The sequence below is a fragment of the Nocardioides sp. NPDC004968 genome (genome assembly GCF_040608935.1).
GTDB lineage: Bacteria > Actinomycetota > Actinomycetes > Propionibacteriales > Nocardioidaceae > Nocardioides.
In genome coordinates, this window is the sequence record NZ_JBEXJF010000011.1 from 36,917 (window position 1) to 49,658 (window position 12,742).

Below are 12,742 nucleotides of genomic sequence, written 5' to 3' on the forward strand. Positions count from 1 at the left end.
CGATCTGTTGCGGAACTGTTTCCGCAATGTAGAGAAAGCCCGGGCCCGGCGGAATCCGCCGAACCCGGGCTCAAGGGCCGAAGCCCTCAGATCACTTGACGGTGACCGTGGCGCCGGCGGCCTCGAGGGCCTCCTTCGCCTTGTCAGCGGTCTCCTTGTTGGCGGCCTCGAGGACAGCCTTGGGGGCACCCTCGACGAGCTCCTTGGCCTCCTTCAGACCGAGGGAGGTCAGGGCGCGCACCTCCTTGATGACGTTGATCTTCTTGTCGCCAGCGGCCTCGAGGATGACGTCGAACTCGTCCTTGGCCTCCTCGGCGGCGGCGGCCGGGGCGCCCGGGGCGCCGGCGGCGGCGACGGCAACCGGAGCAGCAGCGGTGACGCCGAAGGTCTCCTCGAACTCCTTCACGAACTCGGAGAGCTCGATGAGGGTGAGCTCCTTGAACGCGTCGAGCAGCTCGGCGGTGGTGAGCTTCGCCATGATGGCATTTCCTTTCGTGGTGGCCCTCTGCGTTTTTCTTTGAGTACCGCAGCGGGCCGGGTTACAGGTGGTGGTTAGTTACGACCGGGGCCTCAGGCCTCGGCCGGAGCCTCCTCGGCGGCAGCCGGCTCAGCGGCACCACCTGCGAGGATCGAGGGGTCCTCCGCGGCCTTGGCCTCGAGAGCGGCAGCGAGCTGCGCGGTCTTCGAGGGCAGAGCGTTGAAGGCGTAGAGCGCCTGCGACAGCGACGCGGTCATCGCGCCGGCAAGCTTGGCGAGCAGGACATCGCGCGACTCGAGGTCGGCAAGCTTGCCAACCTCAGCAGCGTCGATGGCCTTGCCGTCCAGGTATCCACCCTTGATGACAAGGTTGGGGTTGGCCTTGGCAAAGTCACGCAGACCCTTGGCCGCCTCAACGACGTCACCCTGGATGAAGGCGATCGCGGTCGGGCCGGTCAGCAGGTCGTCGAAACCCTCGATGCCGCTCTGCTTGGCGGCGATCTTGGTCAGCGTGTTCTTGACCACGCCATAGTTGGCGTTCTCACCGAGCGAGCGGCGAAGAGTCTTCAGCTCGCCGACGGTGAGACCACGGTACTCGGTGAGCAGGGCGCCGCTCGAGGCGCTGAACTTCTCAGCGATCTCCGCGACGGCAGCCTGCCTTTCAGCCCGCGCCATGGGTCTCCTTCTTCCGGGAATCGATCCCACCGGCGAGGGCCCTGCATGACAAACGCCCCGAGCGCAGGCTCAGGGCGTGACGTACGATCTCGTCTTGCTCTTCACCTACGCTGGCCGTCCGCATCCTGCGGAACCTTCGATCGAGTGCATGCGCACCTGACAACCGGCGGTCTCTGGTTTCAGACAACAATTATGCGTACGCCGCGGGGTGCCGCCAAATCGGCGGGCAGTACGTTTGCGGCATGGAGAGCCACACCTTCGGAAGGATCGGTCGCTCGGCGTCGGTCATCGGTCTCGGCACCTGGCAGCTCGGCGCCGACTGGGGCGAGGTCAGCGAGTCGGACGCCCTGGCGGTGCTCGAGGCCGCGGGGGGCGACGGGGTGACCTTCCTCGACACCGCCGACGTCTACGGGGACGGCCGGAGCGAGCAGGTGATCGGGCGGTTCCTGCGGTCGCACGACGGGATCTTCGTGGCCACGAAGATGGGGCGCCGGGTGGACCAGGTGCCCTCGAACTACACGCTCGCCGCGTTCCGCGAGTGGCTGGACCGCTCGCGCACCAACCTCGGGGTCGACACGATCGACCTGGTGCAGTTGCACTGCCCGCCGACGGAGACGATCGAGTCCTCGGCCACCTATGACGCGCTGGACACCCTGGTCTCGGAAGGGGTGATCGCTGCGTACGGCGTCAGCGTGGAGACCTGCGACCAGGCCCTGGCAGCGATCGCGAGGCCCAACGTGGCGTCCGTCCAGATCATCCTGAACGCGTTCCGGCTCAAGCCGCTGGATCTGGTGCTTCCGGCGGCCGCGGAGGCCGGCGTCGGGATCATCGCGCGGGTGCCGCTGGCCTCCGGACTGCTGTCAGGTCGCTACTCGGAGTCGACCACCTTCGCCGCCGACGACCACCGCACCTACAACCGCCACGGCGAGGCCTTCGACGTCGGCGAGACCTTCTCCGGCGTCGACTACGCCACCGGGGTCAAGGCCGCCCAGGAGTTCGCCGCCCTGGCTGCCGAGCACGGCCCCGAGGGCGCGACGCCCGCGCAGGTCGCCCTCGCCTGGGTCGCTCAGCAGCCCGGCGTCACCACCGTCATCCCCGGTGCCCGCAACACGTCCCAGGCCCACGCCAACTCCGCCGCCGGCTCGCTGCCCGCGCTCTCCGACGAGCTGCTCTCCGGCGTACGCCAGATCTACGACACCCACTTCCGCGAGGCCATCCACTCCCGCTGGTGACGATCCCCCGCCGAGGCGTCACTCGCGTCGGCCGAGTGGGCACCTCGTTGCCGATTCGGCCGACCTAGGTGACGTCTCGAGCGACCTGAGTGACGCCTCAGTCGACGGGCGTGACGTCTCGGTCGGCGTACAAATAGTGAGCCTCGGTAACGAATCGGGCAGAGTAAAGGGGTGACGACGGAGACGACGACGGAGTTCCGGTTCCGAGACATCGCGCTGGTGGCGTACGCGCCCTCGATCGTCAGCTCCATGGGACACGGTGCGGTGATGCCGGTCCTGGCGCTTCGGGCCTCCGACCTGGGGGCGGACGCGTCGACCGCCGCGTTCGTGGTCGCGCTGCTCGGGATCGGGTCGCTGGCCACCTCGTTGCCCGCCGGGTCGTTGGTGGCACGGATCGGCGAGCGGCGGACGTTGATGGGCGCCGGGGCTCTCGACGCGGTCGCGATGACCGTGGCCTTCCTCAGCAGCTCGGTCGCCGTGCTCGCGATCGCCGTGTTCGTGAGCGGGATGAGCTGGACGGCGTTCCTGATCGCGCGGCAGGGCTTCCTCATCGACGCGACCCCGCTCTCGCACCGGGCGCGGGCGATGGCGCTGCTGGGCGGCTCGTTCCGGCTCGGGGTCTTCGTCGGACCCCTGCTCGGCGCCGGGCTCATCCATGCCTTCGGCCTCCCTGTGGTCTTCCTGTTCGCGGCCGCGACGTCGCTGTGCTCGGCGGTGATCGGCGGCTGGATGCCCGAGCTCGGCCGGACTCGCTCGCGTGAGCAGGGGCATCTGAGCGTACGCAGCGTGTTGTGGACCCATCGCCGGACCTTCGCCACGCTCGGGGTGGCGGTGGTGATCATCGGGATCTCCCGGTCCGTACGCACCGGCCTGCTCCCGCTCTGGGCCGACCACATCCACCTCGAGGCCTCGGTGGTCTCGCTGCTCTTCGCCGGGGCGGCCCTGGTCGACATCGCGCTCACCCTCCCCGGCGGCTGGCTGCTCGACCACCGCGGGCGTCAGGTCGTGGCGATCCCAGTGGTGCTCGCCGTCGGCATCGGGTGTCTGCTGCTCCCCCTCACCCACGATGCGCTCAGCCTGGGCGCGGTGATGGCGCTGATCGCCGTCGGCAACGGCCTCGGCTCGGGGATCGTGATGACGCTCGGCGCCGATGCCGCACCGGAGGACGGACGCGCCCAGTTCCTCGGCGGCTGGCGGCTGTGCGGTGACCTCGGCGGCACCGGCGGACCGCTCCTGGTCTCCGGTCTGGCCGCGGTCTTCTCGATCGCCGCCGCCCCTGTCGCGCTCGGGCTCTTCTCGCTCGCCGGAGCGGTGTGGGTCGGCTACTGGACCGGCCATGCCGACCGTTCGCGGCTTCAGGCTCGACTAGGGGACGAGCGCACGTGAGAGCGCTTCGGCGAGGGCTGCCTCGTCACCGGTGACGGTCAGCGCGGCGGACCGGGGCGTCGTACGACCCCAGAGGAGCAGCGCCAGGTCACGAGCGGATCCGGTGACGAACACCTTCTGCACCGCGTTCGGAGCGCCGATCGCCCAGGTCTGGTCGATGTCGGTCGCGGTCAGCTCGATGCGGGTGACGATCTTTCGCGTGCGCTTCAGTGCGATCTGCCGCGGGTACATCACGGTCAGCACCTCGTCGACCGTGTCCGCCCAGAGCTCCGGAGTCGCCTCGGGTGCGTCGAGCCCGAGCGCAGTGCGGATGTCCCAGAGGTGGACCAGGGTCTCGTGCACCTGGCGCCGGAACCAGAACGAGACCGGCCCACGGCCGTCCTCGGTCAGCCCGTTGAGGATCCGGCCGGTCGCCTCCGGCCCCAGCGCCGAGAGCGTCTCGCGCAGCCCGGCCGCCTGCTCCTCGTAGGCCGCGACCAGGTCCAACGGCACCGGCAGCGGCGCCTCGTCCTCGTCGCGCGCCATCGCCGCCGCCCAGTGGTGCACCCCGGCCAGGTGATCGGCCAGGTCGCCGATCGACCAGTCGTCGCAGGACGGAACCGGCACGTCCGGGTCGGCCTGCTTCAGCGCGGCCGCGAACTCGGCCTGCAGCACACCGAGGGTCACGAAGTAGTCGTCAGGCGTTGGCACGACGCAGACCCTACTTGCACCGCAACAGGACCGTGGCGAGCCGCTCCTCCAGGCGCTCCAGGTCGGCAGAATCGGTGATGAACGACGTCTTGCCGGGCGGCGGGAGGAAGCCGACGATGTCCATCACGTCGAAGTAGGGCTGCGGCGGGCGACCGGTCGTCGTGGCGTACGCATCGGCGAACCGGTCCGCGACCTCGGTCCCGTGCAGGATCGCGAGATTGCTCGCACAGTGGGCAACGTCCAGCCAGGCCGGCCCGATCGACGTCTCCACCCAATCGACGACACCGCTGATCTCGCCGCGCTCCCACAGCACGTTGCGCGGCTGGAAATCCCGGTGGATGAAGCACGGATCGTACGTCGGTGGCTCGCCGCGCAGCAGTGCAAAGGCGTCCTCCCACAGACCTGCATCCGAGGCCCACACCGGGACGACGAACTTCGCCTCCCACGCCCACGACTGGTAGCTGCGTACGTCGATCGTCGGCTCGACCGCATGAATACTCGCCAGCAACTCGGCGAGCCGCAGGAGCGAAGCGTCGTCTCTCCGCTGCGGCTCGATCGCCCCCTGAAGCAGCGTCATCAGATGCGCCGGGTGTCCGCACCTGTCCCCCGTGGCGTCGAGCGCGAGCGACCGCGGCGCAGGCACCTCCGTGGTCGCGAGCATCCGCTGGATCTCGCTCTCCCGGGTGGTGAGCGGCTCACCGTGCGTACGCCACGGCTCGTTGGTCATCAGCCGGAGAACGACTGCCTCGTGCAGCCTTGGGGTGATCGCCAGCATGGTCGACGTCCAGCCACCGGAGAGGCGTCGCACGTCATCGATCTGTTCCCCCAACACTCCCTCGGCCCACTCGAGCGCGGCAGAGCAGTCAACCCCGGGATCGGTTCGCACGCGGCAACTCTAGAAGGTAGTCCGGGACGTTCCCGCCCATTACTCGGCCGTAGATGGACCAGAAGGTCCCGGACTACTTCTGTCGGGCGCGGTGGGCGGCGGCCTTCACGCGGCTCTGGCAGCGGGTGGAGCAGAAGCGGCGGCCGGCGTTCTTGGAGGTGTCAACGAAGACGCGGTCGCACGGGCCGGCCTGGCAGACGCCGAGGCGGCCGGCCAGGTCGGAGCCGATCGCGAGCGCGAGGCCAGCGGCGATTCCCGCGCCCCAGCCGATGACGAGGCCGGGATCGCGTCCGTGGAAGTGCAGCGCCCAGCCTCCTCCGCGGGCCCGGTCGAGCTGTGGTACCGAGCCCATCTCGCGCATGAGCACGTTGACCGCGGTGGCGGCGGTGTCGAGGTCGCCGCCGGCCGCTGCCTCGAACACGACGCGCAGCGACTCGGCGAGCGCGACCATCCCGTCGGCGTCGCCTTCCTCGACCTGGGGTCGGTAGTCGGGACGAGCCAGCAGGTCGCTGACTACCTGCGCCCGCCGGCCGGTCGGAGGCGGCTGCACCGGGTGGGTGCCGTCATGCCCAGGGGTGAGCGCGTTGACGAGTTTGCAGGCCTGCTCGGTCACCGTATGCACGTGACTGTCGAAATGTATTTGACCAGTCACGAGTTCGGGTCCTACCGTCTCCTCCATGACCGTCATTCAACCATTGACCAGTCACGGACGCACACGGTGGCCGCGATCCCTCGTCGTGCTGGTCATCGCCCGAGCGGTCAACCGGCTGGGTTCGTTCGCCATGGCCTTCATGGCGGTCGCCCTGGTCGAGGTGCATGGGGCCTCCCTCGCCACGGCCGGTGCGGTCGTGACGGCCTTCGGTGTCGCCACCATCCCCTCGCGGCTCCTCGGCGGGTGGATGGCCGACACGGTGGGCCGCCGGCCGACCATCGTCGTGGGCCTCGTCGCCTGCGCGGTGGCCCAGCTGGTCATCGCCGCGTCCCCTGGGATCGCCGGCGCACTGATCGGCGCGACGCTGCTCGGGCTGGCGTACGAGATCTACGAGCCCGCCTCTCAGGCGCTGATCGCGGAGTCGGTGGAGGTCGAGCGGCGGCCGCAGGCCTACGGACTCTATGGCGCTGCGATGGCGGTCGCCGGTGTGGCGGCAGGAGCACTGGCCGCCCTCGTGGGCGGCATCGACCTGCGCCTGCTCTTCGTCGCCGACGCGCTCACCTGTCTGTGCGCTGCAGTTCTCGTCCTCGCCCTCGTGCGTGACACCACGGCTCGGAGTCGGCGCCAGCAGCGGTCCGGGCCGAGCCCGTGGCGTGATCGCTGGCTCCTGACGATGCTCGCGCTCGGTACCGGGTTCGCCACCGCATGGATCCTGAGCACGATCGCTCTCCCCCTCACCGTCTCCGCCCGCGGGCACGACGCAGCGGCCACCGGCTGGCTGCTCGTGGTCGCCGCGCTGGTCACGATCGCCGGCCAGCGCCTTCTCCGTGGCGCCGCCGCCCGGCCCTTCACGCTCATCCGCGCAGGTCTGGTCCTGATGGCCGTCGGCTTCGCCGTGATCGCGTACGCAGCACCGCTGCCGCTCCTCGCGGTCGGCTCCGCGATCGTCGCCATCGGCGAGGTGCTTCTGCTCGGCCCACCGATCGCGCTCGTGGCCGGCCTGGCGGCGACCGACGGCTCGCGAGCGGGCTATCTGGCGGCGTACGGGACCTGCTGGGGGATCGCACAGACGATCGGGCCGATGGTCGCGACCGGTCTGTTGTCGCACGGGGTTCCGACGGTCTGGCTCGTCGGCGCGGGCCTCTGTCTCGGCCTCGCAGCCATCACCGCCAGCTGCGGCCGGATGCTCACCGAGGCAACTCGGTGAGCATCCGCGCCTCAGAGCACCCGGGCGAGGAACGCCTGGGTGCGTTCGTGCTGGGGGTTGCCGAGGACGTCGGCGGGGAGGCCCTCCTCGATGATCACGCCGCCGTCCATGAAGACGACCTTGTCGGCGACCTCGCGGGCGAAGCTCATCTCGTGGGTCACCACCATCATGGTCATACCGTCGGCAGCCAGGTCCTTCATGACCGCCAGAACGTCCCCGACGAGCTCGGGGTCCAGCGCGGAGGTCGGCTCGTCGAAGAGCATCATGTCGGGATTCATCGACAGCGCCCGGGCGATGGCGACGCGCTGCTGCTGGCCACCGGAGAGGTGAGCCGGATAGGCGTCGGCCTTGTCCGAGAGCCCGACCTTCTCCAGGTTGGCCCGAGCGATCTCCAGCGACTCGGCCTTACCGCGCTTGAGCACCTTCTGCTGCGAGACCGTCAGGTTGCGCAACACGGTCATGTGCGGGAACAGGTTGAACTGCTGGAAGACCATCCCGATCCGGGCGCGCAGCCCGTCCACGTCGGCGTCCGGATCGGTGATCTCCTCGCCGTCGACCAGGATCGTGCCGCTGGTCGGCTCCTCGAGGAGGTTCACGCAGCGCAGCAGCGTCGACTTCCCAGAGCCCGAGGGCCCGATCACGCAGACGACCTCTCCCCGCGCGATGTGGAAATCGATGCCCTTGAGCACTTCGTTGTCACCGAAGTACTTGTGCAGCTGCTGTACGTCGATCACCGCCGCGCTGCGGTCGGCAGCCGGTGTCGTCTCGGTCTGGGTCATCAGCGGGCCTTCCCGGACTTGGCTTCCATGCGGCGTACGACGATCGAGAGCGGCACCGTGATCAGCAGGTAGCACAGCGCGATCGTGACCATCGGGGTCAGGTTGGCGAAGGCGTTCATGTTCTCGCGACCGAACGCGGTCAGCTCGTACTCGTCCAGCGACATCCCGAGGATGTAGACCAGCGAAGAGTCCTTGGTGAGCAGGATCAGCTCGTTGGTCAACGGCGGCAGGATGATGCGGAACGCCTGCGGGATCACGATCGTGACCATCGCGCGCGTGTGGGTCATCCCCAGAGTGCGGGCCGCTTCGTACTGCCCCTTCGGCACCGCCTGGATGCCCGCGCGGATCGTCTCAGCCATGTAGGCGCCGCCGACCAGACCGAGCGCCAGCGTCACTGTGACGATGTTGCCGAGGTTCACACCGAAGGCGATGGGCAAGCCGAGGCCGAGCACCAGGAAGACGACCAACGCCGGCAGCCCACGGAAGAGCTCGATGATGCCGGTGGAGATCCACCGGTACGGACCCACGCTCGAGAGCCGCATCAGCGCCAAGACCAGGCCCAGCGCCAGACCGAAGGCGAACCCGCAGGCGGTGTAGATGATCGTGTTCTTGAGCGCGATCAGGATGACATCGGGAAACAGCTGCGAGGCGATGTCGATGTCAAGGAACGCACGCCTGATCTCACCCCAGTCGGCGATCAGGGCAAGGACGACGACCAGCAGCACCAAGATGGCGTACTGGATGTAACGGACGAGCGCCGCGCGTTTGCGCGGCGACATCCGCTTCTTGGGAACTACGGCCGCGCTACTCACTGCGCGGCAGCCTCCCCGAACCACTTGTTGTAGACCTCGTCATAGGCAGCCTTGTCGTTGATGCCCTTGTTGAGCGCGTCGAGCAGCTTGTCGTTGCCGCCCTTCTTGACCGTGAAGCCGTACGCCTCACCGGTCTGGAACTCGCTGGTGATCTCCATGTCCGAGTTGGACTTCACGAAGTCGTAGAGCAGACCGTTGTCGTTGACGCCCGCGTCGGCCTTGCCGGACTTGACCGCCTGCATCATCAGCGCGGAGTCCTCGAGCGTGATGATCTTGGTGTCCTCGGGGGCGTTCTCCTTGACGTAGTCGGCGCCGGTGGTCGCCTCCTGGACCGCGATGGTCTTGCCGCCGAGGTCGTCGAGCGACGCGTAGCCCGCGCCCTTCTTGGTCATCAGGGCCTGGGTCGCCTCGAAGTAGGGCTCGGTGAAGTCCATGACGTTCTCCCGCTCCTCGGTGATCGTCATCGCGCCGGCGGCGACGTCACACTTGCCGGAGTTGAGGGCCTCGCCGGAGACGATGGTCTCCCAGCCGATGTTGACGACCTCGGTCTCGAGCTTCTCGGCGTCGGCCGCGATCTTGAGCACGTCGATGTCGAAGCCGACGACCTCGCCGCCCTCGTTGAACTCGAACGGCTTGTAGGGAAGGTGCGTGCAGATGGTCAGGGTGTCGGCCTTGACCAGCTTCGCACCCGACGGGGAGGTGCCACCCTCGTCGCCGCCACCGCAGGCGGCGAGCGCCAGGCCAAGGACGGGAACGGTCAGGGCAGCAGCGAACTTCCGCAGATTCATGCGTGGCACTCTACGTGTCTTGGGCCACCGATGGCCCGCTACCCCTTGAGGTGGCGGGCCATCGTAGTGAGATCGTGCATCAACCGAGAACGGCGGCCCAGAACCCACAGTGGCTCGTCGCGGCCGTGTCCACCGGGCGAACCCCTGCCTCGCCAGGAGCCAGCTGGAGTACGTCGCCAGAGTCCCGGAAGGTCGGCCAACGAGGCGCACCGGGCGCGACCGGGCGACCGTGATGGGCGAACGAGGTCCAGTAGGCGACCATCGTGTCCGACAGCCTCTGCTGTCCTTCGTCGAGCTCTCCCAGGAGCCCCGGGAACAGGAACGTCAGCTCGGTGGCGTGCTCCGCGCCCTCCTCGTAGCCCGGCAGGTCGATCAGCGGCGGTGCGCCCCGGTCGGCGAACTGGTAGGCGAAGACCGGCACCCCGGCGGCCTCGAGCTTCGCGAACGCATCCTGATGGGCGCAGGTGGACAGTGCACCGGCCGAGTCTGTACGGATCGCTGCCAGGGCGTGCCGCGGGTCGTCGTAGGCGCTCGCCGGGTAGAGGCCGAGGACGGCATCGGCGGCGGGGCCGTAGGTGCTGCGTACGATCTGCTCGTACTTCTCCGCCGTGATCGGCTGCGGATACTCGAGCCCGACGTAGAGCCGCATCTCGTCGAGGGTCGAGCCGTGCATCACCGGCACCCGGTTGAACCTTCCGGAGTCGATGGCTTCGGGATAGGTCCGCGGCAGCACCCGCGGGTCGCCGACGACAGGTCCGGCGTTGAGCCCGGCAGCGCCGAAGGCCTCGATCAGCTCCTTGACGGGGGTGGCCCGCAGGCAGGCGGCCACGTCAGCCGCGTCGCCGCAGCCCACCGCGGCGGCGAGCCGCTCGCCCTCGGCCGCGGAGCCCGCGTCGCTGCGCGCGCCGGCCGCACAGCTCCCGCTCTGCGGGATCGCCTTGTGGAACAGTCCGGCGGCGGCCGGCGAGGCGATCTGGGCGCAGGTGTCGATCGACCCGGCCGACTCACCGAAGATCGTCACGTTGCCCCGGTTGCCACCGAAGGCGGCGATGTTGCGCTGCACCCAGCGCAGCGCAGCCTGCTGGTCGAGCAGGCCGTAGTTGCCGGACTCGTACGTCCCGTCCAACCCGGGATGCGCCAGCCAGCCGATCGCGCCGAGGCGGTAGTTGACCGTCACGACCACCACGTCACCCTCGACGGCGAGCTTGCTCGCGTCGTAGCCGGAGCTGGAGCCGGTGGTGTTCCCGCCGCCGTGGAACCACACCATCACCGGCAGCTTCCGCTTCGTCGGCCGGTCCGGGGCGAACACGTTGAGGAACAGACAGTCCTCGTCGTAGGTCGTCGCCCCTCCGTACGCCGGAGCCACCTGTGCACACTGGCTGCCCGGCTCGGTGGCGTCTCGCACCCCTGTCCACGAATCGGCCGGCGCTGGGGCGCGCCAGCGGAGCCGGCCGACCGGCGGGGCGGCGTACGGGATCCCCTGGAAGGTTCGGAAGCCGTCGTGGGCAACGCCGCCGACCGCTCCCTTGTCGGTCCGGACCACCGGTTCGGACGGTTCGGGCGGGTCGGCCGCGGCGGTGACGCCCGCCGCCGCGACCAGGGCTACGGCAAGGACCGGGACGAGAGCACGAAGTCTGAGCACCGATGTTCCTTTCGTCGACCGTCCGAACCTAGGGGGTTGGCACCCTCGCCCGGCAGTGACAGAGGAACAGAAAGAAGACGTACGCAGCGCACAAATGCATCGAGCGCCGCCGCCCGGTCTGGGCGACAGCGCTCGATGAGTTGGTCGGAGAGACTCAGCTCTCGTCCTCACCCGCCACGTTCTTGACGCGGTTGGGGTCGACCTGGACACCGGGGCCCATGGTGGTCGAGAGGGTGACCTTCTTCAGGTAGCGGCCCTTGGAGGAGGACGGCTTCAGACGAAGCACCTCCTCGAGAGCAGCGGCGTAGTTCTCAGCGAGCTGGGCCTCGGAGAAGGAGGCCTTGCCGATGATGAAGTGAAGGTTGGCGTGACGGTCGACGCGGAAGTCGATCTTGCCGCCCTTGATGTCGGACACGGCCTTGCCGGGGTCCGGGGTGACGGTGCCGGTCTTCGGGTTCGGCATGAGGCCACGGGGGCCGAGCACGCGGCCGAGGCGGCCGACCTTGCCCATCATGTCGGGGGTCGCGACGACGGCGTCGAAGTCGAGCCAGCCACCGGAGACCTTCTCGATGAGGTCGTCGCCACCGACGACGTCCGCGCCGGCCTCGCGAGCGGCCTCGGCCTTGTCCGGAGCAGCGGCGAAGACGATGACGCGCATCGTCTTACCGGTGCCGTGGGGCAGGCTGACGGTGCCGCGCACCATCTGGTCGGCCTTGCGGGGGTCGACGCCGAGACGCATGACGACGTCAACGGTCTCGTCGAACTTCTTCTTGCTGGAGGACTTGGCGATCTTGATCGCGGCCAGCGGGGCGTAGAGCTCGTTCTTGTCGAACGTCTCTTCCGCCGCGCGGTAGGTCTTGCTGCGCTGCATGGTGAATTCCTTAAGGGTTAAGAGGAGATGTGGTTAGCGAGCCAGCGCGGCTCTCCCACGGTCAGTCGGTGGTGACGCCCATGGAGCGGGCGGTGCCCTCGACGATCTTCATCGCGGCGTCGATGTCCTCCGCGTTGAGGTCGGGCATCTTGGTGGTCGCGATCTCGCGCACCTGGTCCTTGGTCAGCTTGCCGACCTTGTCCTTGTGCGGGACGGACGAACCCTTCTTCAGACCGGCGGCCTTCTTGATCAGCTCGGCGGCCGGCGGGGTCTTGGTGATGAAGGTGAAGCTGCGGTCCTCGTAGATGGTGATCTCGACGGGGATCACGTTGCCGCGCATGGCTTCGGTCTGGGCGTTGTACGCCTTGCAGAACTCCATGATGTTGACGCCGTGCGGACCGAGCGCGGTACCGACGGGCGGGGCCGGGGTCGCGGCACCGGCCTGCAGCTGCACCTTGACGAGCGCTGCGATCTTCTTCTTCGGAGGCATTCTTGAAATCTCTTCCTTCTCGTGGTCATGACGAAGCCGCTTGTACGTTGTGGCCTCTGCCACCTGCTGTGTTGCTCTCGCAACTGGTCAATTGTCCGTGATCCGTCCGGCTTCACGAAATCAGCGGAGGCGGCCCACTGAGTGAGACCCCCTGA

Annotated in this window: 14 protein-coding genes; 3 read left to right on the top strand and 11 right to left on the bottom strand. The window is 68.6% G+C overall.

Annotated elements, in window-relative coordinates:
* Nucleotides 1-91: 91 nt before the first annotated feature.
* Both rplL and rplJ read right to left on the bottom strand, forming a co-directional pair.
* Nucleotides 92-478 carry a 50S ribosomal protein L7/L12 gene (rplL, locus tag ABZU72_RS13325; RefSeq protein ID WP_179660967.1) on the bottom strand — a complete coding sequence of 129 codons (387 nt, stop codon included), beginning with the start codon at nucleotides 476-478 and terminating at the stop codon, nucleotides 92-94.
* Between the two features lie 92 nt (nucleotides 479-570).
* Nucleotides 571-1,152: a 50S ribosomal protein L10 gene (rplJ, locus tag ABZU72_RS13330; protein ID WP_355019330.1), complete on the bottom strand. Its 582-nt coding sequence runs from the start codon at nucleotides 1,150-1,152 to the stop codon at nucleotides 571-573.
* Between the two features lie 242 nt (nucleotides 1,153-1,394).
* Between rplJ and ABZU72_RS13335 the strand changes: the two genes are divergently transcribed.
* Nucleotides 1,395-2,384 carry an aldo/keto reductase gene (locus ABZU72_RS13335; protein ID WP_355019331.1) on the top strand — a complete coding sequence of 330 codons (990 nt, stop codon included), beginning with the start codon at nucleotides 1,395-1,397 and terminating at the stop codon, nucleotides 2,382-2,384.
* Between the two features lie 171 nt (nucleotides 2,385-2,555).
* Nucleotides 2,556-3,770, top strand: a complete 1,215-nt coding sequence (locus tag ABZU72_RS13340) for an MFS transporter (RefSeq protein ID WP_355019332.1) — start codon at nucleotides 2,556-2,558, stop codon at nucleotides 3,768-3,770.
* Here ABZU72_RS13340 and ABZU72_RS13345 read toward each other — a convergent pair.
* The 3 genes from ABZU72_RS13345 to ABZU72_RS13355 form a co-directional block, all read right to left on the bottom strand.
* Nucleotides 3,750-4,460 carry a maleylpyruvate isomerase family mycothiol-dependent enzyme gene (locus tag ABZU72_RS13345; RefSeq protein WP_355019333.1) on the bottom strand — a complete coding sequence of 237 codons (711 nt, stop codon included), beginning with the start codon at nucleotides 4,458-4,460 and terminating at the stop codon, nucleotides 3,750-3,752. The genes ABZU72_RS13340 and ABZU72_RS13345 overlap by 21 nt on opposite strands.
* A gap of 10 nt (nucleotides 4,461-4,470) precedes the next feature.
* The gene (locus ABZU72_RS13350) at nucleotides 4,471-5,346 is read right to left on the bottom strand and encodes an aminoglycoside phosphotransferase family protein (RefSeq protein ID WP_355019334.1); all 876 of its coding nucleotides are present in this window, start codon (nucleotides 5,344-5,346) and stop codon (nucleotides 4,471-4,473) included.
* A 73-nt stretch (nucleotides 5,347-5,419) separates the two neighbouring features.
* Nucleotides 5,420-5,959, bottom strand: a complete 540-nt coding sequence (locus tag ABZU72_RS13355) for a CGNR zinc finger domain-containing protein (RefSeq protein WP_355019335.1) — start codon at nucleotides 5,957-5,959, stop codon at nucleotides 5,420-5,422.
* A 64-nt stretch (nucleotides 5,960-6,023) separates the two neighbouring features.
* On the opposite strand from ABZU72_RS13355, the gene ABZU72_RS13360 reads away from it, so the two are divergent.
* Nucleotides 6,024-7,205: an MFS transporter gene (locus ABZU72_RS13360; RefSeq protein WP_355019336.1), complete on the top strand. Its 1,182-nt coding sequence runs from the start codon at nucleotides 6,024-6,026 to the stop codon at nucleotides 7,203-7,205.
* A gap of 11 nt (nucleotides 7,206-7,216) precedes the next feature.
* On the opposite strand, the gene ABZU72_RS13365 is transcribed toward ABZU72_RS13360, so the two are convergent.
* The 6 genes from ABZU72_RS13365 to rplK form a co-directional block, all read right to left on the bottom strand.
* The gene (locus tag ABZU72_RS13365) at nucleotides 7,217-7,984 is read right to left on the bottom strand and encodes an amino acid ABC transporter ATP-binding protein (protein WP_355019337.1); all 768 of its coding nucleotides are present in this window, start codon (nucleotides 7,982-7,984) and stop codon (nucleotides 7,217-7,219) included.
* Nucleotides 7,984-8,796: an amino acid ABC transporter permease gene (locus ABZU72_RS13370; protein WP_355019338.1), complete on the bottom strand. Its 813-nt coding sequence runs from the start codon at nucleotides 8,794-8,796 to the stop codon at nucleotides 7,984-7,986. Before ABZU72_RS13370 ends, ABZU72_RS13365 begins: the two co-directional genes overlap by 1 nt.
* Nucleotides 8,793-9,584: a transporter substrate-binding domain-containing protein gene (locus ABZU72_RS13375; RefSeq protein WP_355019339.1), complete on the bottom strand. Its 792-nt coding sequence runs from the start codon at nucleotides 9,582-9,584 to the stop codon at nucleotides 8,793-8,795. The genes ABZU72_RS13370 and ABZU72_RS13375 overlap by 4 nt, the downstream gene beginning before the upstream one ends.
* Nucleotides 9,585-9,663: 79 nt before the next feature.
* Entirely contained in the window at nucleotides 9,664-11,226 is a 1,563-nt protein-coding gene (locus ABZU72_RS13380; RefSeq protein WP_355019340.1) for a carboxylesterase family protein, read from the bottom strand.
* A 154-nt stretch (nucleotides 11,227-11,380) separates the two neighbouring features.
* Nucleotides 11,381-12,097: a 50S ribosomal protein L1 gene (gene rplA / locus ABZU72_RS13385; protein ID WP_355019341.1), complete on the bottom strand. Its 717-nt coding sequence runs from the start codon at nucleotides 12,095-12,097 to the stop codon at nucleotides 11,381-11,383.
* A gap of 61 nt (nucleotides 12,098-12,158) precedes the next feature.
* Nucleotides 12,159-12,587 carry a 50S ribosomal protein L11 gene (rplK, locus tag ABZU72_RS13390; RefSeq protein ID WP_355019342.1) on the bottom strand — a complete coding sequence of 143 codons (429 nt, stop codon included), beginning with the start codon at nucleotides 12,585-12,587 and terminating at the stop codon, nucleotides 12,159-12,161.
* Between the last annotated feature and the right edge of the window lie 155 nt (nucleotides 12,588-12,742).